Origin of the sequence: Rhodobacter sp. NTK016B (genome assembly GCF_017303295.1) — a bacterium.
Classification (GTDB): Bacteria; Pseudomonadota; Alphaproteobacteria; order Rhodobacterales; family Rhodobacteraceae; genus Pararhodobacter.
The window spans coordinates 25,510-51,460 of the sequence record NZ_JAFKOK010000006.1; the positions used below are offsets into that span (position 1 = coordinate 25,510).

General features: G+C 63.9%; 28 protein-coding genes, 3 pseudogenes and 1 riboswitch. Of the genes and pseudogenes, 17 read left to right on the plus strand and 14 right to left on the minus strand.

Features of this window, described 5'->3' with window-relative positions:
- Positions 1-20: 20 nt before the first annotated feature.
- Positions 21-611 (minus strand): annotated as a pseudogene (locus JI664_RS23970) (DUF2254 family protein); the annotation flags it as partial.
- A 319-nt stretch (positions 612-930) separates the two neighbouring features.
- Positions 931-1,215, minus strand: coding sequence for an SHOCT domain-containing protein (locus JI664_RS09145; RefSeq protein ID WP_207013420.1), 285 nt, complete (start codon positions 1,213-1,215; stop codon positions 931-933).
- Between the two features lie 256 nt (positions 1,216-1,471).
- On the opposite strand from JI664_RS09145, the gene JI664_RS09150 reads away from it, so the two are divergent.
- Positions 1,472-1,858 (plus strand): DUF302 domain-containing protein, encoded by a 387-nt coding sequence (locus JI664_RS09150; protein ID WP_207013421.1) that lies wholly within the window; start codon positions 1,472-1,474, stop codon positions 1,856-1,858.
- Positions 1,859-2,114: 256 nt separating this feature from the next.
- On the opposite strand, the pseudogene JI664_RS09155 reads toward JI664_RS09150, so the two are convergent.
- Both JI664_RS09155 and JI664_RS09160 read right to left on the minus strand, forming a co-directional pair.
- Positions 2,115-2,397, minus strand: a pseudogene (locus tag JI664_RS09155) (IS21 family transposase); the annotation flags it as partial.
- Between the two features lie 5 nt (positions 2,398-2,402).
- Positions 2,403-2,868, minus strand: a pseudogene (locus JI664_RS09160) (ParB/RepB/Spo0J family partition protein); the annotation flags it as partial.
- Positions 2,869-3,253: 385 nt separating this feature from the next.
- Positions 3,254-3,457: riboswitch (cobalamin riboswitch) on the plus strand.
- A 179-nt stretch (positions 3,458-3,636) separates the two neighbouring features.
- Here JI664_RS09160 and JI664_RS09165 point away from each other — a divergent pair.
- From JI664_RS09165 to JI664_RS09220, 12 genes are all read left to right on the plus strand, one after another.
- Complete coding sequence (locus JI664_RS09165) at positions 3,637-4,665, plus strand: ABC transporter substrate-binding protein (RefSeq protein WP_207013422.1); 1,029 nt, start codon at positions 3,637-3,639, stop codon at positions 4,663-4,665.
- A complete protein-coding gene (locus JI664_RS09170) occupies positions 4,662-5,702 on the plus strand; it encodes a FecCD family ABC transporter permease (RefSeq protein WP_207013423.1) in 1,041 nt (346 codons plus the stop codon). Before JI664_RS09165 ends, JI664_RS09170 begins: the two co-directional genes overlap by 4 nt.
- On the plus strand, positions 5,699-6,454 hold the full coding sequence (locus JI664_RS09175) for an ABC transporter ATP-binding protein (RefSeq protein WP_207013424.1): 756 nt from the start codon (positions 5,699-5,701) through the stop codon (positions 6,452-6,454). The genes JI664_RS09170 and JI664_RS09175 overlap by 4 nt, the downstream gene beginning before the upstream one ends.
- 304 nt (positions 6,455-6,758) lie before the next feature.
- Positions 6,759-7,166, plus strand: a complete 408-nt coding sequence (locus JI664_RS09180) for a hypothetical protein (RefSeq protein ID WP_207013425.1) — start codon at positions 6,759-6,761, stop codon at positions 7,164-7,166.
- 174 nt (positions 7,167-7,340) lie between these two features.
- Positions 7,341-8,447, plus strand: coding sequence for a patatin-like phospholipase family protein (locus JI664_RS09185; protein ID WP_207013426.1), 1,107 nt, complete (start codon positions 7,341-7,343; stop codon positions 8,445-8,447).
- Positions 8,448-8,458: 11 nt separating this feature from the next.
- Positions 8,459-9,196: an acetoacetate decarboxylase gene (locus tag JI664_RS09190; protein ID WP_207013427.1), complete on the plus strand. Its 738-nt coding sequence runs from the start codon at positions 8,459-8,461 to the stop codon at positions 9,194-9,196.
- Positions 9,197-9,228: 32 nt separating this feature from the next.
- A complete protein-coding gene (locus tag JI664_RS09195; protein ID WP_207013428.1) occupies positions 9,229-10,011 on the plus strand; it encodes a 3-hydroxybutyrate dehydrogenase in 783 nt (260 codons plus the stop codon).
- Between the two features lie 23 nt (positions 10,012-10,034).
- Positions 10,035-10,304 (plus strand): 3-ketoacyl-ACP reductase, encoded by a 270-nt coding sequence (locus tag JI664_RS09200; protein WP_207013429.1) that lies wholly within the window; start codon positions 10,035-10,037, stop codon positions 10,302-10,304.
- A gap of 59 nt (positions 10,305-10,363) precedes the next feature.
- Entirely contained in the window at positions 10,364-10,888 is a 525-nt protein-coding gene (locus JI664_RS09205) for a DUF1269 domain-containing protein (protein ID WP_207013430.1), read from the plus strand.
- Complete coding sequence (locus JI664_RS09210; protein WP_207013431.1) at positions 10,885-11,034, plus strand: DUF3096 domain-containing protein; 150 nt, start codon at positions 10,885-10,887, stop codon at positions 11,032-11,034. Before JI664_RS09205 ends, JI664_RS09210 begins: the two co-directional genes overlap by 4 nt.
- Before the next feature lie 64 nt (positions 11,035-11,098).
- A complete protein-coding gene (locus tag JI664_RS09215; RefSeq protein WP_207013432.1) occupies positions 11,099-12,103 on the plus strand; it encodes an HlyD family secretion protein in 1,005 nt (334 codons plus the stop codon).
- A complete protein-coding gene (locus JI664_RS09220) occupies positions 12,100-13,635 on the plus strand; it encodes a DHA2 family efflux MFS transporter permease subunit (protein WP_207013433.1) in 1,536 nt (511 codons plus the stop codon). Before JI664_RS09215 ends, JI664_RS09220 begins: the two co-directional genes overlap by 4 nt.
- 25 nt (positions 13,636-13,660) lie before the next feature.
- Here the strand turns inward: JI664_RS09220 and cyoD are convergent, their stop codons facing one another.
- The 6 genes from cyoD to JI664_RS09250 all read right to left on the minus strand — a co-directional run bounded on the left by cyoD (position 13,661) and on the right by JI664_RS09250 (position 18,804).
- A complete protein-coding gene (cyoD, locus tag JI664_RS09225; RefSeq protein ID WP_207013434.1) occupies positions 13,661-13,966 on the minus strand; it encodes a cytochrome o ubiquinol oxidase subunit IV in 306 nt (101 codons plus the stop codon).
- Positions 13,963-14,592 carry a cytochrome c oxidase subunit 3 gene (locus JI664_RS09230; protein ID WP_207013435.1) on the minus strand — a complete coding sequence of 210 codons (630 nt, stop codon included), beginning with the start codon at positions 14,590-14,592 and terminating at the stop codon, positions 13,963-13,965. Before JI664_RS09230 ends, cyoD begins: the two co-directional genes overlap by 4 nt.
- On the minus strand, positions 14,589-16,682 hold the full coding sequence (locus JI664_RS09235; RefSeq protein ID WP_207013437.1) for a cbb3-type cytochrome c oxidase subunit I: 2,094 nt from the start codon (positions 16,680-16,682) through the stop codon (positions 14,589-14,591). Before JI664_RS09235 ends, JI664_RS09230 begins: the two co-directional genes overlap by 4 nt.
- Positions 16,679-17,638: a cytochrome ubiquinol oxidase subunit II gene (locus tag JI664_RS09240; RefSeq protein ID WP_207013439.1), complete on the minus strand. Its 960-nt coding sequence runs from the start codon at positions 17,636-17,638 to the stop codon at positions 16,679-16,681. Before JI664_RS09240 ends, JI664_RS09235 begins: the two co-directional genes overlap by 4 nt.
- 253 nt (positions 17,639-17,891) lie before the next feature.
- Entirely contained in the window at positions 17,892-18,215 is a 324-nt protein-coding gene (locus JI664_RS09245) for a YidH family protein (RefSeq protein WP_207013440.1), read from the minus strand.
- A gap of 28 nt (positions 18,216-18,243) precedes the next feature.
- Positions 18,244-18,804, minus strand: a complete 561-nt coding sequence (locus tag JI664_RS09250) for an HdeD family acid-resistance protein (protein ID WP_207013441.1) — start codon at positions 18,802-18,804, stop codon at positions 18,244-18,246.
- A 164-nt stretch (positions 18,805-18,968) separates the two neighbouring features.
- On the opposite strand from JI664_RS09250, the gene JI664_RS09255 reads away from it, so the two are divergent.
- Both JI664_RS09255 and JI664_RS09260 read left to right on the plus strand, forming a co-directional pair.
- Positions 18,969-19,646, plus strand: coding sequence for a response regulator transcription factor (locus JI664_RS09255; RefSeq protein WP_207013443.1), 678 nt, complete (start codon positions 18,969-18,971; stop codon positions 19,644-19,646).
- Positions 19,633-21,003 carry a sensor histidine kinase gene (locus JI664_RS09260; protein ID WP_207013444.1) on the plus strand — a complete coding sequence of 457 codons (1,371 nt, stop codon included), beginning with the start codon at positions 19,633-19,635 and terminating at the stop codon, positions 21,001-21,003. Before JI664_RS09255 ends, JI664_RS09260 begins: the two co-directional genes overlap by 14 nt.
- 255 nt (positions 21,004-21,258) lie before the next feature.
- Here the strand turns inward: JI664_RS09260 and JI664_RS09265 are convergent, their stop codons facing one another.
- From JI664_RS09265 to JI664_RS09275, 3 genes are all read right to left on the minus strand, one after another.
- Positions 21,259-21,960 carry a hypothetical protein gene (locus JI664_RS09265; protein ID WP_207013446.1) on the minus strand — a complete coding sequence of 234 codons (702 nt, stop codon included), beginning with the start codon at positions 21,958-21,960 and terminating at the stop codon, positions 21,259-21,261.
- Between the two features lie 112 nt (positions 21,961-22,072).
- Complete coding sequence (secB, locus tag JI664_RS09270) at positions 22,073-22,606, minus strand: protein-export chaperone SecB (RefSeq protein WP_286173988.1); 534 nt, start codon at positions 22,604-22,606, stop codon at positions 22,073-22,075.
- Between the two features lie 133 nt (positions 22,607-22,739).
- Complete coding sequence (locus JI664_RS09275) at positions 22,740-23,195, minus strand: FxsA family protein (RefSeq protein ID WP_207013448.1); 456 nt, start codon at positions 23,193-23,195, stop codon at positions 22,740-22,742.
- Positions 23,196-23,307: 112 nt separating this feature from the next.
- On the opposite strand from JI664_RS09275, the gene JI664_RS09280 reads away from it, so the two are divergent.
- Complete coding sequence (locus tag JI664_RS09280) at positions 23,308-23,976, plus strand: Tim44/TimA family putative adaptor protein (protein ID WP_207013450.1); 669 nt, start codon at positions 23,308-23,310, stop codon at positions 23,974-23,976.
- A gap of 21 nt (positions 23,977-23,997) precedes the next feature.
- On the plus strand, positions 23,998-24,627 hold the full coding sequence (locus JI664_RS09285) for a Smr/MutS family protein (RefSeq protein WP_207013454.1): 630 nt from the start codon (positions 23,998-24,000) through the stop codon (positions 24,625-24,627).
- On the opposite strand, the gene JI664_RS09290 is transcribed toward JI664_RS09285, so the two are convergent.
- Positions 24,624-25,850: an alpha/beta hydrolase gene (locus tag JI664_RS09290; protein ID WP_207013456.1), complete on the minus strand. Its 1,227-nt coding sequence runs from the start codon at positions 25,848-25,850 to the stop codon at positions 24,624-24,626. The two genes, JI664_RS09285 and JI664_RS09290, sit on opposite strands and share 4 nt — an antisense overlap.
- Between the last annotated feature and the right edge of the window lie 101 nt (positions 25,851-25,951).

A 25,951-nucleotide genomic window follows, 5' to 3' on the forward strand; every position in this document is an offset into this window, starting at 1 on the left:
GGCAGTTGCGCAATTTCCACAATCCGCCTTAGCGAGAACTCGATATCGTATTCGGGCGTATGCTCGGGACCAAACGAGAACGCATTGGACAGGTCGTAGGCTACCGTATCGGAGACCCGGCCGTAGGCGAAAGCAAAGCCAAAGGATTCGGCGCTGCGAACAAAGTTGTCGGTCTGACGCTCTAGCCGGACAACAAAATCATTGTCGCTGGCGACCTGCAGAGGCCCGTCCAGATCGATCGACTGAATGTAACCGCTGCCTGACGTGACCACAGAGCGGCTATCGTCGTCAAAACCCGGCGGCAGAGCCTGCGCAATCGGTGTCTCTGGAAGAGGTGCTGACGAGGCCCCCGGCTCTGGGAATATGCGCGCAACAGTCTTGCAGGCTTATGCCGAAGGATTGGCCAGTATGGTCTCGATGCGTATTGACGTCGCGATGTGGTGGATGAAATTGGTGAGCGTTGCAAGGCTGGCGACGGCAAGGATCATAACCAAGGTCATGGCGATCACTGGCACGAAATAGGAAGTGCCGCTTCCCCGAACGGTGGCAAGGACCAACAGGCAATACCGAAGGTGGACAAGAAGGTACCAAGCACGATCTGGTTGCCGCATCCTGCGTGCCGATGTCACGCGACAAACGCCCACTTGAACGCCCTGCTTGAGATATCGTGCCTTTTGCACCAAGGCCGTGGTCGGCGTCGTCGGACTTTGGGATTTTATCGCGGATCATGGTTTCGCCTCCAATTGTTTGGTTACGAGAATGTCTGCCCTTAGCGAAGGCCGAAAAAGCCGAGGATGAACAAGACAATGACCACGAGGCCGACGATGTATACGATCCGGTTCATTGTATTCCTATCTGTTCTGAGAATGGCCATTGCCCACCTACATGGCTGAGCATGATACATCGGAGCACCTGCAAGATTGACATGCGTCAGTGCGCCAGTAATTTCTTACGCTCTTCAAACTCTTGCGTGTCGATTTCACCCTTTGCGTACTTTGCGTAGCGCTCCTTGAGTAACATCAGCGCCCGATCATGTGCGGGCTGGCCACTGCCGGCCACGCAGAACAGACGCAAGACGTAGATTGTACCAACGACGATCCCAACCAGGATCAGGATCATGAAGATCGGACCAAGTACCATTCCGAACCCTCCCCATTGATCGCTGCCCCACATCATATCGTGCCCGTGATAGAAGGGTGCATCACGGTTGGGCATTTCACCCTATTGCGCCAAGGCCATGTTGGCCGTCAGGGCGGCTGCGGCGGCAAAGGCCACTCTGCGAACATCAAATCGGAAATGTCCCGAACGCACACTGATCTGCATCACTCTGTGCGCTGCTTTCAGGGGATATCATAACGAAGAGACTAAGACCTTCGAAGCGTGGGCCTTGAGCCCGACGCGGCAGCCCGGACACGCGCCTCGGCGGGGCCCGGACCACGCGATCGATGGTTTCGACTGAAAGGATGCTGCCATGAACTACACGATCAACCGAACCTTCGAGGGGGTATCCTTCGAAGATATTGATGCCCGAACACGCACAGCGCTGGCCGACAATGGCTTTGGCGTTCTGACCGAGATCGACGTGCAGGCAACGATGAAGAAGAAGCTCGATGCCGACATGCCCGCCTACAGAATCCTCGGCGCCTGCAACCCGAAGATGGCCTATCAAGCCATTGGGATCGAACCACGCGTCGGCGCCATGTTGCCCTGCAACGTGATCCTTCGGGAGGTTGAGGGAGGGGTCGAGGTCAGCGCGGTCGACCCGGTTGCCTCAATGCAGGCAATCGACAACACCGAGTTGACAGCCGTCGCAGGCCAAGTGCGCGACCTGCTGGCCAAGGCCGTGGCTGCGATCTGAGCTGCCAATGAACGGCGTCACATGGCTTTGCCCTCCAAACAAAGGGCGCGCGCGGGCCATTCGTGAAACCGCATCAGGCTGCTGGTGCGGGCTCAAGCAAACTCAAGGACTTTTACATGAGCCCCATCCATCCGCAACCAGACCATCAGAACCCAACCGACGACGATCTTTCGGAGCTGCAGGGCGGCCCGCAGACCGGGTCCGCTGACGTAGACCCGGTCTGCGGGATGACCATTACGCAAGGGCTTGACGACACATCCGCCTGACGTTTGCGCCACGGCTCCTCCAAGTAGGCGTTGAACGAAGCCCAACTCACAAACCGCGGGACCGGGATCATGAAGTTGCGGCGGGAGTAGCCGACCAATCCTTGCGCGTTGCCCCTGTCGTTCCCCTTGCCTGGGCGGCCATAGCGGTCGCGGAACAGGTAGTGGGACAGGAACCCGCTGACGTGTGCCGTCCGCCAGGATCTTCGCAACCATACAGCTGTCGTTGTCGTAGAGGACCGATACCGGCACCCTGCCGAAGAAGGCGGAGGCGTGGCTGTCCACCTGCGGTGTGACGAAGAAGGCGGCTGCGATCTCTTCATCGCCCTGACCCTTCTCCCGCAGCGCCACGAAGGCGCGGAACTGATCGAGCGGATGCAGGGCAGCGCGCTGCATGTTCTCAGCGAGCGAGTCGTTCTCGGCGAGGATCACGGACTTGGCATCCCTAACGATGCATGGAATGGGCGTCGTGTTGGCCAAACTTTTTTGCTTCACCAGAAGAGACAGGGCCTGGAAGCGCAGACAGCCCGCTGGGATTTCAAACTTACCGGCCTCGGAACCATCATCAGCCAGAACGGGCCGGACGCTCAGGCTCTGCAGCAACCTGCGGCGGGCGATATCTTCGGCTAGTTCCTCGACCGAGATGCCCGTCTTGATGCGACGGACGTTGGACTGGCTCAGCACGAGCTTGTCAAAGGGAATATCCCGGGACGGGGACAGGGTGACTTTCTGGGCAGATTTCGCCATCAGATATTCTCTAAGACGGGCGCCGGAAGCCACTCTTCCGATCTCACTTCCGGTCACCCATTTCGCAGCCCTTCTCTACCTCTCAACATGTCCACCGTGGTGGACGTTACGCAGTAGCTGCCCCAGAACGAGAAAGCCTCTCTAGGTGTTTGCTCCCACGGTTTGATGGTGCGATCCGTTCGTCGGAATGGAAGGAAGCACTATGGGACAAGTTCGTCATGGCAGCGCCACGTACTGTTAGAAGCGCCTTTTCGGTGTGAAAGCGGTCCCCACGAACAGCGACCTCGGCGTCGCAGAACACATACGTTGCCCACCTGAGCCCCACCCGGACAGGCGTTCTTGCGCGCGGGCTTGCAACGCACACTTGCCAAGGGACGGCCCGTCCTCTACCCATTCCGCTGTCGGTTCCCGCAAGGGATCAAAAGGGAATTCGCCGCCGGTCCGCCGGTGAACCGAAACTGCCCCCGCAACTGTAGGCGCCGAGCGCGCAGCGAAAATGCCACTGTGACCCCGGTTCGCCGGGCCATGGGAAGGCAGCTGCCCGTGACGACACGCCAGTCAGGAGACCTGCCGACCTGTCTGCAACGTGGCCCGGGCGGGGTGTCCGGGGAGGTGTACCATGATGTTCTCCCTCGCGCGCACGATACCGTGCGCCATCGCCAGCTTCCAAGCCGTTACCGCCATGGTCACGGCAGGGGCGAGCCATGGGGTTGGCCCGGCACCCTGCCCTTCGCATCCCTCCGGCCCCTTTCACACCGGAGCCTTCCCATGACGACCCGTTCCCCCACAGCCCGGCGCGCGCTTCTGACCGCTGCGCTGACGACGATGCTTCCCGCGCTTCCAGCGCTGGGGCAGACCGCATATCCACTGACCCTTGATAATTGCGGGGTCGAGCTGACCTTCGACGCCGCGCCCGAAGGTGTCGTCTCGGTCGGGCAGGCGGCAACCGAGATCCTATATGCGCTGGACCTTGGCGAGCGGGTGCTCGGCACCTCGGTCTGGTTCACGTCGGTCCTGCCGCAATTCGGGGCTGTGAACGAAATCGTCCCGCGCATCGCCGATAACGACCCCAGCTTCGAGAGCGTCGTGTCGCTGCGGCCGGATCTGGTGGCCGTGCAATACGAATGGCATGTCGGACCGCAGGGCATCGTCGCCACGCGCGAGCAATTCGCCGATCTCGGGATCGCGACCTATGTCCTGCCGTCGGATTGCATCGGCAAGGACAACAGCACCGGGTCGGACGGGACGCGGCTTGAACGCTACGCGATGGACAGTCTCTATCAGGGCGTGGACGAACTGGCGCGGATCTTTGACAGTCCCGAACGCGGCACGGCCTTGGTCGAAGAGCTGCGCACGCGCGAGGCGGCGGCGATCGAGACTGCGCGGGCACTCGATCTGGACGACGCCTCGGCGGTGTTCTGGTTCTCGTCGGCCGAGATGGATACCGACCCCTTCGTCGCAGGCCGGGGCGGTGTACCGGCCTACATGATGCAGGCGCTGGGACTGCGCAACATCATCGAAAGCGACGAGGAATGGCCCGTCGTCGGCTGGGAATCCATCGCCCGCGCCAATCCGACCATCATCGTGCTGGCCCGGATGGATCGCCGCCGGTTCGAGGCGGACGATGTCGAACGCAAGCTCGACTTCCTGCGCACCGATCCGGTCGCAAGCCAGATGGACGCGGTGCGCAATAACCGCATCGTCATCCTCGATGCGCATGGCATGGATCCGTCGATCCGCAATATCGACGCGCTTGAAACCCTGTCTGCCGCGCTGGCCGGATTCACGCCGGAATGACCCATCGCGCCGCCCTCTCGGCGCTTGCCCTCCCCGTGCTGACGCGCGGGGGGCTGGGGGCGGTGCTGCTGGCGCTCGCGATTCTCGCGGGCGTCATGATCGGCGAGGTGGTGCTGCCGCTGGGCTTGGTGGGCGACGTGCTGGCCGTCAAGCTCTGGGGGGCCGAGCGGGCGATCGACCCCATCGACGCGGGCATCCTGTGGAGCTATCGCCTTCCACGGACGCTGGTCGCCGCCTGCTGTGGCGCGGGACTGGCGCTGTCGGGGGTCGTGCTGCAGGCGCTGGTGCGCAACGCGCTGGCCGATCCCTATCTGCTGGGCGTCTCGGCAGGGGCCGGGGCGGGCGCGGTGGCGGTCACGATCCTTGGCCTCGGAGGCGGGGCGATCGGGATTACCGCCGGGGCTTTCGGTGGTGCCGCTTCGGCCTTTGTGATCGTGGCGCTGCTGGCGCGGGCGGCAGGCGGCGGGCCCGCGCAGCTGGTGCTTGCGGGTATCGCCGGATCGCAGCTTTTCAATGCGCTGACGTCGTTCATCATCGCCAAATCGGCCAATGCGGAACAGGCGCGGGGCATCATGTTCTGGCTGCTGGGCAACCTGTCGGGCGTCCGCTGGCCCGATGTTACGCTGGCGCTTCCGGTCGTGGTGGCCGGGTTCCTTGCCTGCCTTGCCCATGTGCGCCCGCTCGATGCGTTCTCGTTCGGCTCGGGGGCGGCGGCCGCGCTGGGGATCGCGGTGCGGCGCGTGCAACTGGTGCTGATCGCCGCCGTCACGCTGATGACCGCGACGCTTGTCAGTCTGGTCGGGTCGATCGGGTTCGTCGGGCTGGTGATCCCGCACGCGATGCGCTTCCTTGTCGGGCCGCGTCATGCCCGGCTTGTCCCCGCCTCGGCTTTGGCAGGCGCGATCTTCCTGATTGCCGCCGACATCGCGTCGCGCGTGCTGATCCCCGGCCAGGTCGTGCCCATCGGCGTGGTCACCGCGCTGGTCGGCGCCCCGGCCTTCGCGCTGATCCTGATCCGCAAACGGAGGCAGCCGTGAAGATCGAGGCCCGCAATCTCGGATGGCGCCGTATCGTGCGCGACGTCTCGTGCGAGATCCGGCCGGGCGAGACCTTCGGCCTTGTCGGACCCAACGGCTCGGGCAAGTCCACGCTGCTGAGGCTTCTCGCGGGTCTGGTGCCGCGCGCAGCGGGCGAGGTCCGGCTGGACGGCGAACCGATGGCCACGCTGAGCCGCCGTCAGGTCGCCCAGCGCATCGCACTGGTCGAGCAATTCGCGGATACCGGCGAGGCGCTCTGCGTGCGCGACGCGGTCGAGCTGGGGCGCACGCCGTGGCTCTCGCCGCTGTCCCCCTTCGGCCCCGAGGATCACCGCATCGTCGACGAAGCGCTCGAAGCCGTCGATATGGCCGGGATGGCGGCGCGGCCGTGGTCCACCTTGTCGGGCGGCGAGCGGCAGCGCATCCACATCGCGCGCGCACTGGCGCAAAAGCCACGCCTGCTGATTCTGGATGAGCCGACGAACCATCTCGACGTCCATCATCAATTGTCGCTGCTGGGGCTGGTCGCGGCGCTGCCGGTGACCGTGATCATGGCGCTGCACGACCTGAATCAGGCGATGATCTGTGACCGGGTGGGCGTGATGTCCGAGGGGCGGATGGTCGCCTGCGGCCCGCCGGCCGAGGTGCTGACCCCCGATTGCCTTGCCCGCATCTTCCGGGTCCGCGCCACGCCGATGATCGACCCCGAGGATGGTTCGATCCAGTTCCGGTTTCTGTCGATCCGGACCTGAGCACGCCGCACAGGGTCTTTCGCCACGCGCCGGGAAACCTGTCACGAATGTAAGTCTTCGGACAAACCTGCTGCAAAACGATCGGTCAGAACGTCCCTCATGGTGATGCAACCCCGAGAGGCCGACCATGCTGTATCTCTGCCTGAAACATCTGACCGATAGGATCGGCGCCGCGTTTGCTGGCCTGCTCCCGCGCCAAGCCAAGCCCATGGTGCTGATCCCCGTCCCGGTCTCGGGGCGCGCCCCGATGCTTCACCGTGATCCGGCACGTCTGCCTCACCAAGATTTCTGAAAGGAACGCGTTATGAAACACCCCCTTCTCTCTGTCGTGACGGTCCTGTGCCTGTCGGCCCCGGCCCTCGCCCAAACGCAACCGCTTGAATGCCCGCAGCCCGCGCCGGTCTTCGCCGAAGCCGGAAGCAACACGCTTGATCTGTCGCAACTGGCGCAGACGGTCGGTACGGCCCAGCTTGACGATCAGTCGCTCTATACAGTCGCGCAGCAGATCCGCGGCGATTATCCCAATGCCACGGATGCGGATGTCGCCGACATCATGATCACCGCGTTCTGCACCTATCTCAACTCGGATGCGCCCGCCGACCATCGCAGCGAAGCGAACGTGCGCGGCTTCGAACAGGCAACCTATGACGCGGTGTTCGGCGGCCCGCCGCCGCATGATTACCCGCTGCACGGATGGCTCTACGGCAACTGAGCATCGCCCCCTCCCGGACCGCGAACCCGTCACCCTTGGTGGCGGGTTTTCTCTTTGTGTCAGAAAGACTTGGCGAACCTGTCGCAGATGTAAGGTTGCCGAAAAGCCTGCGTAGACGAGCGTTCCTAAATGTTGGGCCATGGCACGATACGCCGCTTACAGGGAACGCTCGACATGGCCACTTCCGAACTCAACGCACTGGTCTTGCAAGGGGGCGGAGCGCTTGGCGCCTATCAGGCCGGGGCGTTCTCGGCGCTGGACGAGGCCGGGTTTTCCTTTGACTGGATCGCCGGAATTTCGATCGGGGCGATCAACGCCGCACTGATCTGCGGCAACCGCGACAAGGACCGCGTGCCCGCCCTTCAGGCCTTCTGGAAAAGGATCACGTCGAACCTGCCGGTATCGGCGCCTTTCTGGACCCCGGCCGGTCGCCGCGCCTATTCGGAAATGGCGGCAGCTGAGGTTACGCTTGCCGGGGCGCCGGGCTTTTTCCGGCCGCGGATGCCCAGCGCGTTCTGGCCCTTCCTGCCCGACCCGAGCCTGAGCTTCTACGACACCACCCCGCTTGAGGCGACGTTGAACGAGCTGGTCGATTTCGACCGTCTCAACGCCACCGGCCCGCGGCTTTGCGTCGGCGCCACCGATGTCGAGACCGGGAACTTCCGCTACTTTGACAGCCGCACCACCCGGATCGACGCGCGCCACATCATGGCCAGCGGAGCCCTGCCCCCGGGCTTTCCGCCGGTCGAGATCGACGGGCGCTGGTACTGGGATGGTGGCCTCGTGTCGAACACGCCGCTGCAATACGTGATGGAACAGGCCGAGGGCGACACGCCGCTCTGTGTCTTTCAGGTCGATCTGTTCAATGCGCGCGGCGGGTTGCCGGTCGATGTCATCGAGGTGCAGCAGCGCCAGAAGGACATCCAGTATTCCAGCCGGACGCGCCTGACCACGGATCGCTACCGCCAGCTGCACGCGCTCAGTGCCGCCGCGGACCGGCTTGCCGCGAAACTGCCCGACGCGCTGAAGGACGACCCCGACCTTGCCCTGCTGCGCCACGCCGGACCGTCCTGTCCCGTCACGCTGGTGCATCTGATCCACCGCAAGGAGGGCTTCGAGGGTAGCGGCAAGGATTACGAATTCTCGCGCCCGTCGATGTCCGACCACTGGGCCGCAGGGATCGGGGACGTCACCCGCACGCTGTCTCACCCGTCATGGAAATCCCGCCGCGTGGAGGCCGATGGCCTGCACGTCTTCGATCTTGGAACACCCGAAAGCTAAGGAACTCTGACATGAATGCCCAGGACCTTGTGGCAAACGCCTTCGCGATGCCGGTCACCAGCCCCTCTTATCCCAAAGGGCCCTATCGCTTCGTCAATCGCGAATTCCTGACGATCACCTACCGCACCGACATGGCGGCTTTGCGCCGCGTGGTGCCCGAGCCGCTGGAGATCCTCGAACCGGTGGTCAAATACGAATTCATCCGTATGCCCGACAGCACCGGCTTTGGCGATTACACAGAAAGCGGGCAGGTGATCCCCGTTTCCTTCAACGGCGTCGCCGGTGGCTATGTCCACTCGATGTTCCTCAATGACGACGCGCCCATCGCCGGGGGCCGCGAAATCTGGGGCTTTCCCAAGAAGCTCGCCGATCCCGCGCTCAGGGTCGAGAAGGACACGCTGGTCGGGACGCTCGATGTGGGGTCCGTCCGGGTTGCCACCGGGACCATGGGCTACAAACACCGCGAGCTGGACCACGCCACGGTGCTCAAGGGATTCGACGCGCCGAACTTCATGCTCAAGGTCATCCCGCATGTCGATTGCACGCCGCGCATCTGCGAACTGGTCCGCTACTACACCAAGGACGTGACCCTGAAAGGCGCATGGGAAGGCCCCGCCGGGCTTGAATTGCACCAGCACGCGCTGGCCCCGGTATCGGACCTGCCGGTGCGCGAAGTCCTCTCTGCCGTTCACCTGCTCACCGACCTGACGCTGGGTCTGGGTGAGGTCGTGCACGATTACCTCGCCTGAGCTGCCCTGAATTCCTCAAAGGAGACAAGACCATGAACCTGAAAGACAAAGTCTGCATCATCACCGGCGCGGCCAGCGGTATCGGCCACGGCATCGCCAAACGCTACATCGCCGACGGCGCCAAGGTCGTCATCGCCGACCTGAAACTGGACGCGGCGCAAAAGACCGCCGACGACCTGACCGCGCAGGGGCCGGGCGAAGCCATCGCCGTCGAGATGGACGTTACGAACGAAGATCAGGTCAATGCCGGTATCGCCAAGGTCATCGAGACATGGGGCCGCATCGACGTGCTGGTGTCCAATGCCGGGGTGCAGATCGTGCATCCGCTGCAGGACTTCCCCTTCGAGCAGTGGAAAAAAATGCTGTCGATCCATCTCGACGGTGCCTTCCTGACCACGAAAGCCGTGCTGCCGCATATGTACGAGGCGGGCTCGGGGTCGATCATCTTCATGGGCTCGGTCCATTCCAAGGAAGCCAGCCCGCTGAAATCGGCCTATGTGACCGCGAAACACGGCCTGCTGGGCCTTGCGCGCGTTATCTCGAAAGAAGGCGCCAAGCACGGTGTCCGCGCCAACGTCATCTGCCCCGGCTTCGTGAAAACGCCGCTGGTGGAAAAGCAGATCCCCGAGCAGGCGCGCGATCTGGGCATCTCGGAAGACGAAGTCGTCAACAAGATCATGCTGGGCGAAACCGTCGATCAGGAATTCACCACGATCGAGGACGTGGCCGAAGTGGCCCATGTCTTTGCCGCCTTCCCCACCAACGCGCTCACCGGTCAGTCGCTGGTCGTCAGCCACGGCTGGTACATGAACTGACCCCCCGAAACAGGAGACCTGCCATGGAAAACGACACCCTTCACGACCGCCTGCAGGCGCTGGGGCAAAAGATCCACAACGCCGAGGAAAAGCTGCGCGAACAGGCGCATTGGCACCACGACTCGGCGCATCTGACCGCGAAAGAGCTCAAGGAGCGTTACGCGCGGCTGCAGGCCCGGCTGAACGGCGAATTCGCCGATGCCGAGGCGCATGGCCGTCATGTGAGCGATCTCGAGCGGTCGGTGCAGCAATGGGTCGAAAGCTTCGACACCGCCTACGTCTCGCCCAACTGAACATCACACCGAACCTGAAACACCGAACCTGAAACAGCTGGACTGAAAAGGAGAACCTCATGTCCGAACTGATCGTCATCGGGTACGACACACCCGAAAAAGCCGAAGAAGCCCGCACCGATCTGATGACCATGGCCCGGGAATATCTGGTCGACGTGGCCGACGCGGTCGTCGCCGTCGCGGATGACAAGGGCAACGTCAAGCTGAACCAGATGGTCAATATGTGGACCGCCGGGGCCGCCGGTGGCGCCTTCTGGGGCCTTTTGGTCGGGATGATCTTCTTCAACCCGCTGCTGGGGGTCGCGGTCGGCGCCGGGGCCGGGGCGCTGTCGGGCGCGCTGACCGATTACGGGATCAACGACAATTTCATGAAAGACGTGGCCGGTGTCCTGCAACCGGGTCAGGCGGCGTTGTTCATGATGGTGCGCACCGAAGCCTCCGACCGGGTCATCGAACGGCTGGGCGAACATGGCGGACGGGTGCTGCGGACCAATCTGGACACCGACGCGGAAAACCACTTGCGGCTCGCCTTTGACGAGGCGCACAAAGCCGAGGTCGGCGCTTCCGCGCCGCAAGACGCATGACCGGGGTTTTCATCCTTCAGCCGCTTCTGGCGCTGATCGCGGGCGTGGTGATCCTGATCTTCCCGAGGATACTGAACTACGTGATCGCCGCCTATCTCATCTTGTTCGGATTGGCCGGGCTGTTCCCCCAACTCTTCGGCGCCTGAGCGCCCGTCACCACTGGCTGCGGGCCCCTGATCGGGGTCCGCCCCCGTCTTACCAGGTCCCGCCATGAAACATCTCAAGACCCTCGTCCTTGTCACAGCCGTTGTCGCCGCGGGCGGCGGATTGTGGCTGTGGTGGGAACATGAACGCATTCACCCGTCCACCGACGACGCTTATCTCCGGGCCCATGTGCTGACCATCGCCCCGCAGGTCAGCGGCGCGATCGACAGGGTGGCGGTCGTGGAAAACCAGCATGTCGAGGCCGGCGATCTGTTGTTCGAAATCGACACCGCCGATCTGGAAGCGTCGGTACAGGCTGCGCAGGCCAGCTATGACGCCGCCCTTCAGCAGACCAACGCGGCGATCACCGACCTGTCTTCGGTCTCGGCACAGGTCGACAGCGCCCGCGCGGCGCTGACCGACGCGCAGAACGCTTATGACCGGACCGAGGCGCTGTTCAACCTCAACGACGTGTCTCAGGCCGCGCTGGATCAGGCCACGACGGCGCGCGATCAGGCGCAGGCCGCGTTGGACAATGCGCAATCCGCGCTGGCGGCGGCGCGTGAGCGGGCCGGAACGCCCGGACGCGACAATCCCGCCGTACGCGCGGCCGAGGCGCAGCTGACGCTGGCGCAGATCAACCTTGCGCGCGCGCAGGTGACGGCGCCGGTTTCGGGCTGGGTCGCCAATCTCGACCTGCGGCCCGGCGCGCTGGTGGCGCCGAACATGCCGCTCTTTTCGCTGGTCGAGGACGATGCGTGGTGGATCGACGCGAATTTCAAGGAAACCGACCTAGCGCGCCTGCGACCCGGTCAGCCGGTGACGATCGGCATCGACATGTATCCGGGCCTGACGCTTGACGGCACGGTCCAGAGCCTCGGCGCGGGATCGGGCGCGGTCTTTTCGCTGCTGCCCCCGCAGAATGCCAGCGGCAACTGGGTCAAGGTCACGCAACGTTTCCCGGTCCGCATCACCCTCGATACCCGCCCCGATGATCCCGCAATGCAACTGCGCGTCGGTGCCAGTGCCAGCGTGACCGTCGACACGTCGGGACTGGATGACGGGCAATGACCGCCGCGGCTGCACCAGGCGACACGGCCAAGGCCGTGCGCTGGACCATCGTGCTGGCCGTGGTGCTGACGGCGGTGCTGGAAGTACTCGACAGCACAATCGTCAACGTGGCCCTGCCGCAGATTCAGGCCGCTTTCGGCATCACCAACGATCAGACGGTCTGGATTCTGACCAGCTATATCGTCGCCTCCGTCGTGGTCATGCCGCTGACCGGGTTCTTCGTGCGCAGAATCGGGCGGCGGCGGCTGATCATCACGGCGATTCTGGGCTTCGCCACCTTTTCGGCGCTGTGCGGCCTGTCATGGAGCGTCGAGGTCATGGTTGCCTGCCGCCTTGGTCAGGGCATCTTCGGCGCTTTCCTGATCCCGCTGTCGCAATCCATCCTGTTCGACAGCTTTCCCAAGGAAAAGCGCGGGCAGGCGATGGCGTTCTTCGGCCTCGGCGTCGTGGTGGCGCCGGTGCTGGGCCCGACGATCGGCGCGCTGCTGACCGAGTATTTCTCGTGGCGCGCGGTGTTCTACGTCAACCTGCCCATCGCGGCCTTTGCGCTGATCATGATGTCGGGCGAGCTGAAATCCGAAGACACCAAGCGGATCAAGGTCGACTGGATCGGCCTTGCGCTGATGGTCGGGGCCATCGCGTCGCTGCAACTGATGCTGGATCTGGGCGAAACCCGCGACTGGTTCGCGTCGAAGCTGATTCAGGTCGCCGCGATCACGATGATCGCCTGCGCCGCGACCTTCGTCCTGCGCGGGCGCGGCAAACCCGACAATATCATCAACTTCTCGCTGTTTCGCGACCGCAGCTTTGCCGGCGCGAATGTCGCGATCATGGGCTTCGGCGTGGCGATGTTCGGCTCTATCGCGATCCTGCCGCTCTTCGTGCAGGGCCTTCTGGGCTATCCGGTGCTGGATGCGGGTTTTCTGTTCATCCCCCGCGGGGCGGCGGCGGGCTTTTCCATGGTACTGACCGGATCGGTTCTGGTCACACGGTTCGATCCGCGCAAGCTGCTGGTCGTGGGCCTGATCCTGACCGGGACGGGCAATATCCTGCTGGGCCTTCTGAACCTCAATGCCGGGTTCTGGGATCTGGCGCTGCCCGGTGTCGTGTCGGGGTTTGGCATGGGGCTGTTCTTCGTGCCGATGTCGACCCTCGCCTTCCAGAATATCGGCTCGGAACAGCAAGACGAGGCGTCGGGTATCTATGGCGTGACCCGGTCGCTGGGGTCTTCGGTGGGCATCGCGCTGGTCGGCTGGCAGGTGGCCAGCCGGATGCAGTTTCACTACGCGACGCTGGCCTCGGGCATCACGCCGTTCGATGCGACGGCACGGGCATGGCTTGCACCGCTGAACCTTGATCCGTCTTCGGCCGAGGGGGCCGCCTACATCGCCGGGCAGGTGCAGCAACAGGCCAGCCTGCTGGCCTTTCAGGATGCGTTCTGGCTGACCGGGGTCGCGGCGTTCCTGATGCTGCCCGTGGTGCTGATCCTGCAACGCCCGAACCGTAACGCCGCCTCGGCCATGGCCCACTGAGCGGGCTCAAGGGCCGAGGGGCGGCCTACATCCGGGTGGCGAGGTTGCCCATGATCCAGAGCGTGCCGAAGGCCATGATCGCCAGCAGCAGGACGGTGAACAGGATCAGTTGCAGATCCTCGCGTTTCTGACGCGACAGGTCGATATGCAGGAAGAACCGCAGATGCACGACGATCTGCGCCACGGCGAGAACCGCAATCGTGATCGCCAGCGCCCTGCCCTGCATCAGCCCCCACGAAACCAGTCCGAAGGGAACAAGCGTCAGCGTCAGGGCCAGCCCGAATCCAGCAAGATACAGGCGCGCTTCGCGGCGGTGGTCCGGATCGCTCATGGCATCAGCCCTCCGAGATAAACGATGGAGAAGATCGCGACCCAGATCAGGTCGAGGAAGTGCCAGAACAGGCCAAGCCTGAGCAGCCGCGTCTTGACGACCGGTACCAGCCCCATCAGCGCCATTTGCACCAGCATCACCATGATCCACAGACAGCCCACGGCCACGTGAAACCCGTGCAGCGGCACAAGGCCCCAGAAAGCCGACCAGAAGCCGCTGCGCTGAGGCACCGCGCCCACGTCGATCATGTGAGCGAAGTCGCGCAGTTCCAGCGTCAGAAAGCCAAGGCCCAGAAGCAGCGTCACGCCCAGCCAGCCCGCAATCGCCGCCCGGCCCCGTTCGTGCCGCATCGCCAGCGTCGAGAAGCCGAAGGTCAGGCTGCTGGTGAGCAGGATCATGGTCTGGGCAAAGATGCTGCGCAGGTCGAACGCCTCTGCCGGGCCGGGACCGCCCGCCATCCCCATCGGGTTGGCGACCGTGAGATACGAGGCAAAGACCAGCCCGAAGATCACCAGATCGCTCATCAGGAAGATCCAGAACCCGAAGACGATCGTTTCGGCGCCCACATGGGCCTCGCCGTGCCGCGCACCCAGATTGAGACCGGGATGGATGTTGGATGTGCTCATTGCGCGGCCTCGGATCCGATGGGTCGTTCCAGAACGGCACGGCCCAGATTGCGCGCATGCGTTTCCTCAAGCCGGTCCACCGCCGGGGCGGCTTTCACCTTGGCGAGCCACGCGCGATGCTCGGCGGCGATCTGGGCGGCGGGGATGACATGCGTGACGTTCAGCCGGAAGGTGCGCCCGATCAGCGCCAGCAGCATCACCGCCAGCGACAGCACAGCCAGCCACCAGATCCAGAACACCAGAGCCAGCCCCAGCAGCGTGCCGAAGACGCAGACGATCATGCCGATGGCGGTGTTATTGGGCATCTCGATGTCTTCGTAGGCCTCGGGCTCGGCATAGGCGCGGCCGTCGGCCTTGGCCTCGGCGAAATCGTCGCGCGCCATGACCTGCGGCACCATGGCGAAATTGTAGGCGGGCGGCGGCGAGGGGATCGACCATTCCAGCGCCCGCCCGTTCCACGGATCGCCCAGCGGCGCGGCCAGTTGGGCCCGGTTGCGGATGCTGACCCAAAGCTGGATCGCAAGGCAGGTCAGCGCCGACACGATCAACGCCGCGCCAAACAACGCCAGCCACAGCATCGGCTGAAACGACGGATCGCTGAACGACGCGGACCGGCGCGGCATCCCCTGCAGTCCCAGCCAGTAGAGCGGCAGGAAGGTAAAGGAGAACCCGACGATCCAGAGCAGCGCCGCCGCCCGGCCCCAGCCTTCGTGCAGGCGGAAGCCGAACGCCTTTGGGAACCAGTAGTGATAGCCCGCCAGCAGCCCGAACAGCACGCCGGGAATGATGACATTGTGGAAATGCGCCACCAGGAACAGGGTGTTGTGCACCTGATAGCTGATCACCGGGTTGGCCAGCATGACGCCGGTCAGCCCGCCGATCACAAACAGATAGAAGAACCCAGTCGCATAAATCATCGGCACCGTCATGCGGACCCGCCCGCGAAAGATCGTGGCCATCCAGTTATAGACCTTGATCCCCGTCGGCACGGCGATGGCCATCGAGGCGATGCCGAATGCCGCGTTGATATTGGCGCTTTGCCCCATGGTGAAGAAATGGTGCAGCCAGACGCAGAAGCTGAGGACGGCAATCGACATGGTGGCATAGACCATCGACATGTAGCCGTAGATCCGCTTGCCCGAGAAGGTCGAAATGACCTCGGAAAACATGCCATAGGCCGGGATGACCAGCAGATAGACCTCAGGATGGCCGAACAGCCAGAACAGGTTGACGTAATTCATCATGTTCCCGCCGAGATCGTTCGTGAAGAAGTGGAACTCGAGATAACGGTCGGCGGCCAGCATCAGCGCGGCCACGGTCAGCGGCGGCAGCGCAAAGATCATGATGATCGAGGTGCAGATCACGGTCCAGCAGAAGATCGGCATGCGCAGGAAATGCATCCCCGGCGCGCGCTCCTTGTAGATCGTGACGGCGAAATTGATGCCCGACAGCGTGGTGCCGATCCCGGCCAGCACGATGGACCAGATCCAGTAATCGGGCCCCGGCCCCGGCTGGAAATCCGCACCGGTATACGGTGGGTAATTGGCCCAGCCGCCGGTCGAGAACTTGCCCAGCACAAGGCTGATCATCACCAGCGCGGCGCCCGTCGCGGTCAGGCCTAGGCTGATCTGGTTCATCACCGGAAAGGCCATGTCCCGCGCGCCGATCTGCAGCGGCATCACATAATTGATCACCCCGGCGATGAAGGGCATCGCCACGAAGAAGATCATGATCGTGCCATGGGTGCTGAACAGCTCGGAAAAATGGTCCGGCGACAGGAACCCGCCATGCAGGCCGAACGCCTGCTGGGTCCGCATCAGCGCCCCTTCGATCACGCCACGCGCCAGCATGATCAGTGCCAGCGCGCAATACATGATGCCGATCCGCTTGTGATCGACGCTGGTCAGCCAGTTGCGCCACAGCGGACCCCAGAGCCGGAACCACGTCAGCAACACCACCGTGACAAGCCCGCCGACGATCACCGCCATGGCGGCGCCCGCCGCGATCAGCTCGCTGAGATCGGGGTTTTCGAAAGCCCGCCACAGGGCCAGAGAGGACAGGCCGAGGCGGCCGAAAATCGCGTCGGTCATTGGCTTTGCCCCCCTGTGGCAGCCTGCGGGTCATAGCCTGTCGCGCCGGGCTGGGCGGATGGCGGCACGGCGGTTCCGCGCGTGTAGCGGTGCAGGATGGTCCCGAAGAGATCGTCCTCGACCGATGAGAAATGCAGCACTCCCTCGGGCTGATCTTCGCCGCCCATCCGCTGCTGCGCCTGCACCCCGGTCGAGGCTTCGGCGACCACGGCATAGCTGTCTGAGGTCAGCGCCTGACCGTCCGAGCGGACCTGCGCGACCCAAGTGTCGAACGCCTCGGGCGTCATGGCGATGGCGTTGAACCTCTGATCCGGAAAACCGGTGCCGTTGAACTGCGTGTTCTCGCCTTCGAACTCGCCGGGCGCGTCGGCAAGGATGTGCAGCCGCGTGCGCATCCCCGGCATGGCATAGATCTGTCCCGCCAGCGCCGAGATCAGAAAGGATTGCATCACCGTATCGGTCGTCAGGTCCAGCGCGACCGAGGTCTGCGCGGGGAAGGCCAGCTCATTGACCGTCGCGATGCCCAGATCGGGATAGATGAACAGCCATTTCCAGTCGAGGCCGACCACCTGAACCCGCAGAGGCGGATTATCGGACTCAATCGGCTTGAACGGGTCAAGCGCGTGGGTCGTGCGGTATAGCTGCACCGACAGGATCGTCACGATGACGAGCGGCACACCCCACATCAGGATTTCGAGCACCGACGACCTGTCCCAATCGGGCGTATAGCGCGCCTTGCCGTTGCGGTAGCGATAGCGCCACAGAAAGATCGGCACCAACACGAAGACCGGCAGGATCGCGATCAGCGTCCAGCCGAGGATCTTGAAAAGCTCAAGCCGTTGCGCCGCCGCGATCGGTCCGGCAGGCAACAGGAACGTGTCCCCTGTCCCGTTGCAGGCCGCCAAGGCAAGACAGCCCGCCAACAGCATGACTTTGGAAACGTGCCGAAATCTCATCTCTGTTCGTCCTGCTGTCTTCCGCCTGTTGATCTTTCGGGGCGCGTTCGGGCGGCATGCCCGCCGTCCGGCCCCGACCGCGTCAGCCGCTGGACGAGTGTCGGATCGACGGCAAGACCCGGGGCGTCCGGTCCATAAAAACCGATACGATAGCCGATGACCAGTGTGATGAGCTGACCTCGCCGCAGAAGCGTTCTTGGCGATGCGGCAAATCCCGCCGCACCATGATTTCGAAGGCTTATCGACGCGCAATTCACGGCGCGACATGAACGGCGAAACTGCCCAGCAGGACGAACAGTGCCATCACCAGCAACAGCAAAAAGACCTCGGCCGGGCCATCGTCATCGGGCAGCCGCTGCGCAATGTCGATCCGCTTGCGCACATGCCGCATCCGCAGCCAGGCAATCGTCACGACCGCGCCGCCCGCCGCGAACAGAAGATAGGTCGACCATTGCGGCACCGGGCGCTCGCCCAGCCGGGCCGCCGCAAGGCCGAAGCCGACGATGGCGACAGCGGTGCGCACCCATGCCAGAAACGTCCGCTCATTCGAGGCATGGGTTTCGAAATTGACGATCATCAGCGGCGTCCCCTCGCATCTTGCCGCGTCAGCGTAGCGCGCTTTGCCGACGGTCCAGCATCACAAGCGACAGCCCGGTCGACAGAAAATTCAAACCCATCATGAGGCCCAGCGTCCAGCTTGCGGTCCATGGCCAGCCGAACAGCACCACGACACCCGCCGCAAAGGAACACAGCCCACTGAACACCAGCCATCCCCAATTCGATACCTTCGCGCTGCTGCGCAACCCGAACAGGATCGACAGGATGCCTTCCATCAGGAACGACACCATCATCAGGACCGTCAGCGTGGCGATCCCTGCGAGCGGAAACAGAATGAACGCGACACCGACCACAAACAGAATACCGAAGCCCGCGAAGCCATAGCGCGATTCCGGTGCGGGCCGGATCGCCCACGAAAACCACAGGCCGGCGGCCCCCCAGACGGTCAGCATCCACGCGACGAGCAGCTCGGCCTCGAAGGTGGCAAGCGTCGGCAACAGGATGGCCAGCGCGCCGATCACGGCCAGAATGACTCCGACCAGTCTGAGATGTCTGAAACCCGCCCGATCCCCGACCGGGGGCATAGGTGAGGTTGGATAAGTCTGCATTGGAATAGCTCCCATGGGCCCGTGAGAGTCTGTCGGGCACAGCGGCACGCTAGGCGCGCGCCATCGCCCCTGTTTCGCGCGAACCTTACTTCCGTGCAAAGAAAGCTGTTTCGCTGGCACTGCGGGGGCGATTCTCGTTACATGACGGCAAGGAGACGCACCCGATGAAAATCATGCTCGCGGAAGACGACGCCAAAGTGGCCGACTACATCGTCGCCGGTCTTTCGGAACTCGGCCATTCCGTTGATCACGTTGCCGATGGCCGGGATGCGCTCAGCTATTGTCTGTACAATGACTGCGATCTGGCGATCCTCGACCGGATGCTGCCCGGCATGGACGGGCTGTCGGTCCTCAGGGCGCTCAGGGCGTCGAAAAAGTCCCTGCCCGTTCTGTTCCTGACCGCGCTGGGGCAGGTCGATGACCGCGTCGAAGGGCTGGCGGCGGGCAGCGACGATTACCTGACGAAACCGTTCCATTTCTCGGAGCTGGTGGCCCGCATCGACGCCATCGCCCGGCGCAGGACCGAAACGAGCGTCGACTCCACCCTGACCGTGCATGACCTGACGCTCGACCTGCTGGCACGCACCGCGACGCGTCAGGGTAAAATGATCGAATTGCACAACAAAGAGTTCAGCATCCTCGAGATCCTGATGCGCAATTCGGGCCGGGTGGTGACGCGCACCCTGCTTCTCGAACGGGTCTGGAACTTCAATTTCGAACCCAACACCACCGTGGTCGAAACGCATATGAGCCGGTTGCGCGCCAAGATCGACAAGCCGTACGACACGCCGCTGATCCATACGATTCGCAATACCGGGTATTCGATGCATGGACCGCGGTGACATCCTTTCGGGGGCCGCGTTCTCGGCGGTTTTGCGCTCGGCCTTTGCGTTCGTGGTCCTGCTTTTGCTGTTTGGCTGGATCACGCTGTTCTATGTCGAGCGCAGCCTGATAGACGAGCTGGGCGACGATGTGCAGCAGCGCTGGGACATCATCGCCGCCGAACATGCCAGCGACGGTGAAGAGACCATTGTCACCACGATCACGGACCTGTCGCGGGTGGGCGCGAGCGCGCATCACGCGGCGGCGCTGTTCGGAACGTCGGACCGCTTCATCGCCGGGAACATTATGACCCGCCCCGAGGCCGATGGCCTGCAGGTCGGCCCGCTCGACCACGCCGCCGCCTCGCCGGACGACGTGACCCGCGATTACGTCTATTTCTCCGGTCCGCTGGGCGACAACATTCTGGTCGTCGGGCAGCGGCTGGACCTGCTCTATCATACGAAAATCCTTGTCTTCCGCACCTTGACGCTGAGCGGGTTCCTGATCGTTCTCACTATGCTCTCGGTCGGTTATTTCCTGAGCAGCAAGAGCCTGCGGCGATTGCGGGACATCGAAATGGCCCTGTCGAAAACCAGCGAGGGCGACACGGCGGTGCGGATCTCTGAAAACGGCGGCACGACGCAGATCGACCGGATCGCCCGGCAGATGAACCTGCATCTCGACCGTCTGTCGCGGATGATCGCCACGACGCGCAACACCGCCGCCGCTGCTGCTCATGATCTGAAATCGCCGCTGGGCCGCGCCTATCTTTCGCTGGGCAAAGCCATGGAGATGGTGGATCACGGCGACGACCCGTCCGACGCGCTGACCGATACACAGGACGAGCTTGAGACTATGCGCGTCATCTTCGATTCGTATCTGCAATTGTCGCGGATCGAGGCTGCTGGCGAAGCGCATCTGAACACCCGGGTCGATTTGCAGGCCCTGATCGCGGAACTGGTCGAGACCTTCGCGCTGATCGCCGAGGATGAAGGACAGAGCCTGTCTTTCGACACCGAGGCCGGGGCGGCTTACGCGGTCATGGGTGACAGCCAGATGCTGCAGCAGATGGTGGTGAACCTTTTGCAGAACGCGGTCACGCATGGCCCGGATGGCAACCGGATCACAGTCCGGCTGGGCCATGCGGACGGACAGGTTCGCTTCACGGTGGCCGATACCGGGCCGGGTATTCCGGCAGCGTCGATGGAGCGGGTCTTCGAACCCTTCCACCGGCTCGACCCCAGCCGGTCTAAGCCGGGCAACGGTCTGGGACTGGCGCTGGTTCGGGCGATTGCCGAAAAGCATAACGGACGCGTTGCGCTCAGGGATAACAGGCCCGGCCTGATCGTCGAGGTGACTCTGCCCGCCGTCGGCTGACTGCGTTGGCGGGTTTGGTGGGTCAATGCGGGTCCGTTGGAGCAGTGCGTTCGGATCGACCTGCTCGTCAGGTAACGGCCATCAATTATCGCTGTCAGAGCACAAGAAGACCTTGGGTCTTCCTGTTACATTCCATGATCTTAGCCGCCGTCGTCACATCGAAACGGACGCCGCCATGGTTTTCCCGCCCCCGTCGCGAGCACGCTTTTCCCATACAACATGCATGTCTGCAGACCCGCTTCCCGGCCAAAGCAGCTAAAGGGTCAGAAAATAGACCGCTCCAACCGCCACAAGAAGGCTGGCGAGCCATACCAACAGACCCGACCATCGGCGGCGACCGGCCCGCGCATCGGGGGATTGCGGGCCGTCCGTTGCGTCGCCGTCTCCCTCTTGCTCAGGCCAGGGCGATCCGTCGCTCAGGGCTTGGCTGAACGCGTCCCCCAGCGGGTCGTCGTCTTCATCACCGTCCTCATCCTCGATCCACGCTGCGGCGGTCAGAACGGCGGGCTTGCGGGGAGCGGCTGAGGGGTCGTCCGCGTCCCCCCTGCCCAGCGCGATGGCCGAATAGGGGGTGCGGGTCGGCCCGTCCCGGCCGATCCCGGCGACCGAGTCCATCAGTCTGTCGATATCGATGGACTGAACGCGCCCATTCTCGGCCCTGCGGACCGCGCGCGCGATGGATTGATTGCTTTCGTCGTTGTCAGCGAGGATCGGAGGATCGACCAGGTCCGCCCCCTTCCCCCGACGACCGGGCGGGCGTCGTTTGCTACGCAGTAGGGGCCAGCGCCCGGTCAGCGAAGCCCGGCGCGGCGGCGGACGCGGCGGCGCATTGGGGTTGCGCAGGATTCCCACACGGGCTTGCCGGTCACCGTTTCGCGCGGCGCGCGCGGGCGGCTCCCCGTCGGGGTCTGCCGGTGGGGCGTCAGCATCGGTCAGGTCGGAATCGGCACTTTCCATGCGACCAAGCCTGCGCCGAAGGTGTTAACAACCTCTCAACGGCAACCGCCCCACAGAAAACGGCCGGACCCAGGGGGCCCGGCCGCTTCAAAGGGTCAATCCGGCGTTCAGATCAGGAAATCTTCGTGCCTTCGGGCGCGCCCGACTGGGCCTGACGCGCCAGCTGCTGGCGGTACATACCCATGAAGTCGATCATGTCGAGGTTCAGCGGCGGGAAGCCGCCGTCGCGGGTCACATCCGAAATGATGCGGCGCGCAAAGGGGAAGACGATGCGCGGGCATTCGATCAGCAGGAACGGATGCATCTGGTCCTGCGGGAGACCGTCGATCAGGAAAATGCCGCCGTATTCCAGCTCGACAAGATACAGGACCTTGCCGGTTTCCTTGTGTTTCGACTCGATCTTGTATTTCGAGATGACTTCGTAATGGCCATCGGTGTCGCGCTTCTTGGCGTCGAGGCTGACCTGCACCTGAATGTCGGGCTGGCCCGGCGGCAGAACGCCGTCACCGCGGACGACCGCGTTCTCGAACGACAGGTCGCGCACGAATTGCGCCAGAACCTGGAACTTCACCTGCGGCTGCCCGCCGGGCTGTGCGCCCGTCGGGGCGCCAGGCTGCGGCGTCGCGCCGTTGCCACTTTCGGCCATGAAACTCTCCTGCATCGGTCATGTGTCGCGGCGGTTCTAGCAGGTGCTTTCCCCTGCCTCAATGGCGCTGGACCTTACCCACACGCCAAGCTGCGACAAAGCGCATCAGGCGCTGCAATGATCACGGCCACAATCAAGGGCGGTGATCGTCGATCCGGCGGTCGGGATCGAGCGGGTCGCGGCGTGGTTCGTGCACGGTAAACTCGCCGTCCACCACGTCGCCCTGCCGGTAGGTCGTGGTGCTGACCACCGTCGTGCGCGCGCCGATGCCCCGCACGATGGCGCGTTGCAGCGGCGGGATCAGCAGGATCAGCCCAATCGTATCGGTCAGAAAGCCGGGCAGGATCAGCAGAATGCCCGAAACCACGCTGAACGCGCCCTGCGCCAGAAAGGTGCCGGGCTGCACCCGCAGTCCCCCTTGCATCATCGCCACCGCGCGCGCCTGCTGTCCGCGCAGGACGGCGGCGCCCAGAAGCGCGCTGAGAACGATCAGCGCAAGCGTGGCCCCGACACCGATCGCTCCGCCGACGGCGATGAAGAGCGCGATCTCGATGAGCGGCATCAGGACGAAGACCAACAAGGCGGGCAAGACGATTCCTTTCGACAATGCATACCCCGCCTGCGGTAGACACGGGGCGTCACGCACCCTACATAGTCAACGATTGAGTGAAACCAAGCCCGAGCCACGCCCCGAGGACATGATGGATTCCGCAGTGATACAACTACTCGTTCTCGCCGGTATTGCGGTTTTCCTGATCCTGAAGCTGCGTAATGTGCTTGGCACCCGCGACGGCTACGAGCGTCCGCCCGAGCCGATGGCAGGCCCGGCACCGCAAGGTCAGGCGTCCCAGCGTGGCTTCGAGGTGATCGAAGGCGGCGAAGATCACGATATTACCGATCACGTTCCCGCCAGTTCGGACGCCGCCGTGGCGCTTGCCGCGATGAAACGCATCGAGCCGTCGTTCAGCGTGTCGGAATTTCTGGGCGGTGCGCGCGGCGCCTACGAGATGATCCTCATGGGGTTCGAGCGCGGCGAGCTGGACGATCTGGTGCCGTTCCTGTCGCGCGACGTGTTCGAAAGTTTCGACGAAGTGGTCCAGTTGCGCGAGCGTGAGGGCCTGAAGGTCGAGGCCAATTTCGTCGGCCTGCGCGAGATCGGCATTTCTTCGGCACGCTTCGATCCCACCAGCCGCGAGGCCGAAATCACCATCCGCTTCGTGGGCGAATTGACGCAGGTGGTCTATGACCGCGACGGCAATCCGGTCGAAGGCGACCCGAACCAGATCAAGCAGCAGCGCGACAACTGGACCTTTGCCCGCGTGATGGGCTCGGACAACCCGAACTGGCGACTGGTCGCAACCGGCGACTGATCCCCAACCGGAGGGTATCTCATGCCCCGCCGGCGTCTGACGGAAGACGAGCGCGAATTGTGGCACAGGGTGGCGCGCAGCGCCAACCGGCTGCATCCCTCGTCGGACCCGGCGAAACCCGATCTGCGCGACGGCCCGGTCCCCGATCCGCGCGCGCCTGCCGGGCCTCAGACCTCGACCCCGGCGCCCGCGCCGATCCCCGGTCGCATGAGCTTTCCCAAGACACAGCCCCATAGCCACCCCAGGACGCGCGTCGATCTGGCCGAAAGTGTCGGCGACCGGCTGGCGCGCGAGCCGGTGCGCATGGACCGCAACCTTCATCGCTCGATGTCGCGCGGCAAGCTCGAGCCCGAGGCGCGAATCGACCTGCACGGCATGACCGTCGCGCAGGCGCATACCGCGCTTCTGGGTTTCGTGATGAGCGCCCATGCGCGCGGATTGCGGCTGGTGCTGGTGATCACCGGCAAGGGGCGCAAGGCGGGCCCCGATCACGCGGCGCCGATGCCCGTGCGGCAGGGCGTTCTGAAACACGAAGTGCCGCAATGGCTGCGCGCGGCGCCGCTCGGGCCGCTGGTGCTGGAAACCCGCGAGGCGCATCGCAGCCATGGCGGGACCGGCGCGTATTACGTCTATCTGCGCCGGCGGCGTTAACGCTCTTCCGCCGTCTGGGCCTCTGTGGCAGACCCATCCGCGTCGGGCTCTTCGTCCATCACCATCCGCCGCAACCACCACGGCAGCACGGCGGGACGGCCCGTTCCGGTTCCGGCCCCGGTCAGATCGTCCTGAATCTCGTTGAACGGTGTCAGGATCACCTGCCCGGTATTCTGCAGGGTCAGGAACGCCGCCGGTAGCAAAGGCACCCGACCCGAAACTTCGTCTTCGAGCGAGGCATTCATCTGTGCCAGCAGGCGGTTCAGCTCGGGCGAGGAGCCCATAGTGAAATGCCCCGCCCCGCGCCCGAAGGCGCTGACATCGACAACCGTCAGGTCCAGATCGGCCACCGCGCTCGGATCGGCCATATTGCCCAGACGCGCCGCCTCGCCCGTCATGCTGGCCGAAAGGTTCAGGATCCGGTCGCGCTGCGAGGTCACGATGACGAAAAGTTCGGGCAGACGCCCCATCGCGTGCACCTGCGAGCGGAACAGCTCGACATCGATATCGGGCGACAGCAGGATCACGCCCTCGACATTGCGCAGCACCGGATCGCGCATCAGCGCCATCTGGCGCAGCGTCTCCATCGTCAGTTGCGACCCCATCGAATGCGCCAGAACGGTGATCCGCGTCACGCCCGAGTCCCGGATCTGATGCAGCATCTCCATCAGTCCGTCGCGCGCGAAAAGCGCGCTGTCGCGGTCATGCACATAAGCCAGCGGCGCCCCCAGAGAGGGCCACGAGTAATGCAGCATCACGCCGGGCATCTGCAGGTCGTAATCCAGCTGCGCGGTGCGATAGACGCCCTCGATGAAGGCGTTGTTGAAGCCGTGGACGAAGACCACTGCCTCGCGCTCAGAGACGAGTTCCTGCGCGATCTCGGCTTGCAGCGCCGCGCGGAACGCCGGGGCGCTCAGCGTCTCGTTCCCGGCCAGCATGAAATGTTCGCGCGGGTCGGCCTGCTGGCGCGTCCTCTGGCGCGGGATCTCGCCGGATTCGCGGTCATCGGGGATCGACACAACATAGCGGCCATAGCTTATGGCTTCGGCCCGCTCGGTTCCCGGCACACTTTGCTCGGTGTCGGGGCCGCGCGTCGTGCCCACAAGGATCGTGCGCAACGTCGCACCCGGGACGCTGCCGCCCGGCGCGTCGACGTAATCGACCTGCGCCCTCACCGCGCAGGCGGCAAGAAAGGTAAGCGAAAGAAACAAGACGACGCGCATCGCAAGATCCCCGAGCCGGTCAGCGCCGTGATACAACACCGATCCAGAAGCGTCATGCAAACAATGCCGCCCTGCGCGATTCTGTCCTCCCAATGCGGCGC